This window comes from Micromonospora sp. CPCC 206060, assembly GCF_036906895.1.
GTDB lineage: Bacteria > Actinomycetota > Actinomycetes > Mycobacteriales > Micromonosporaceae > Micromonospora.
In genome coordinates this window covers 1-1,473 of record NZ_JBAKHU010000218.1, presented here as the reverse complement: position 1 = coordinate 1,473, position 1,473 = coordinate 1, and the positions used below count along the sequence as shown (strand labels likewise).

The window sequence follows — 1,473 nt, the reverse complement described above, 5'->3', positions numbered from 1 at the left end:
TCTGACAGCTTCTCGATGATCGTGGTCCTGGCCGGGATGCTGTCGTGTTCGAGGAAGGCGAGCAGGTCGTAGGCGGTGTTGAAGCGGGCCGGAGTGGTGCCGGGAAAGTGGCCGTGGTCTTCGAGGACTTCACGGGTTTCGTGGACGTGGCCGGCGATGCAGGTGGCGGTGACCTCGAGCAGGTCGGCCAGGACGTTCATGGAGCAGACCTGGCGCTGGTAGAGCAGGGTGAGCAACAGCCGTGCCGGGTCGTCGAAGAGTGGCTTGTGGCGGACCTTGCCGGTGGCCCGGCGTGCTCTTCCGCCGCGCTGTTCGTTGTAGCGCTGCTGGGTGCGGGCGGCCTGAGCGGGGGCGAGAGCCGCAGCCAGCTGCGCGAAGGCGTCGCTGGTCATGCCGGTGAGACGCTCGTCGGCTAGCTTCACGAGCATGGCCTGACGGCGCCGGGCGGGGCCGTCTTGTTCGCCCATCGGTGTCGGGGTTGTAGGCGACGTGGGTTGGAGTGTGTAGTTCCAGTTGCCCAGGACGGCGTGCCGCTGAAGCGGCAGGGCGGCGAAGCGCTCTTTGCTGATCGCGATGCCGGTGGGGTAGTCGCCGGTGTCCAAGGTGGCCTCAACACGCAGTCCAGCGCGGGTGGTCGTGGCGGCGATGGTCTTGATAACGACGTCCTGGCTGGTCAATGGGCGTCCACGCCAGTTGCGAGTGATGTGCGAGAACAGCCGATGTTCGATCTTGTTCCACTTCGAAGTGCCGGGCGGGAAGTGGCACACGGTGATCTCAAGGCCGGTCTCGGCGGCCAGGGCGGCCAGCTCGCTCTTCCATACCCGGTAGCGGTAGCCGTTGGAACCGCCCGCATCCGCGGTGATCAGCAGCCGGGTAGCGTCCGGGTAGTCGAGACTGCCGCGCGTGCTCCACCAGCGGCGGATCGATTCCACGGCGAAGACACAGGTGTCGTGGTCAACGCCGACGTTCACCCAGCCGGTGTTGCGGGCCAGGTCGTAGATCCCGTAGGGAATGGCGTGCTCGACGTCCGGACCGCTGAAGAAGAAGTGGTGGTCCTCAACCTCGACCGGCTCTCCCTGCGGCTGCCACTCCCGTCCGGTCATCGGCAGGTTCCCGATCTGCTCGCGCTTCTTGGTGTCCACGCTGATCACCGGCTCGCCGTCGGCCTGGTGCCGCTTGACCTGCTCGTTGATGTAGCGGAACTGGGCATCGCGGTCCGGGTGCTGGGCCCCCTCCAGAGTTTTCGCGTTGACCTGCAGGCTGAACCCCTGCTGCTTGAGTAGTCGGCCCACCGTCGGCGCCGAGACGGCGTATCCCTGCCGGTTCAGCTCCTCCGCCAGGTGCCGCAGCGACTTCGTCGTCCACCGCAGCGGCGATTCCGGATCACCCCGCTCGTCCGGTTCGACCAGCGCCAAGAGAGCGCAAACAAGTCCCCGATCCTTCTCCTCGACCCGCTTGCGTCCGCCCCCGGCC

The 1,473-nt window shown here is 66.8% G+C and carries 1 protein-coding gene; it reads right to left on the bottom strand.

Translation table 11 applies throughout. The annotated features are described in order from the left end of the window. The coding region (locus V6U90_RS33340) for an ISAzo13 family transposase (protein WP_334445149.1) at positions 1-1,473 on the bottom strand (1,473 nt) is incomplete at both ends.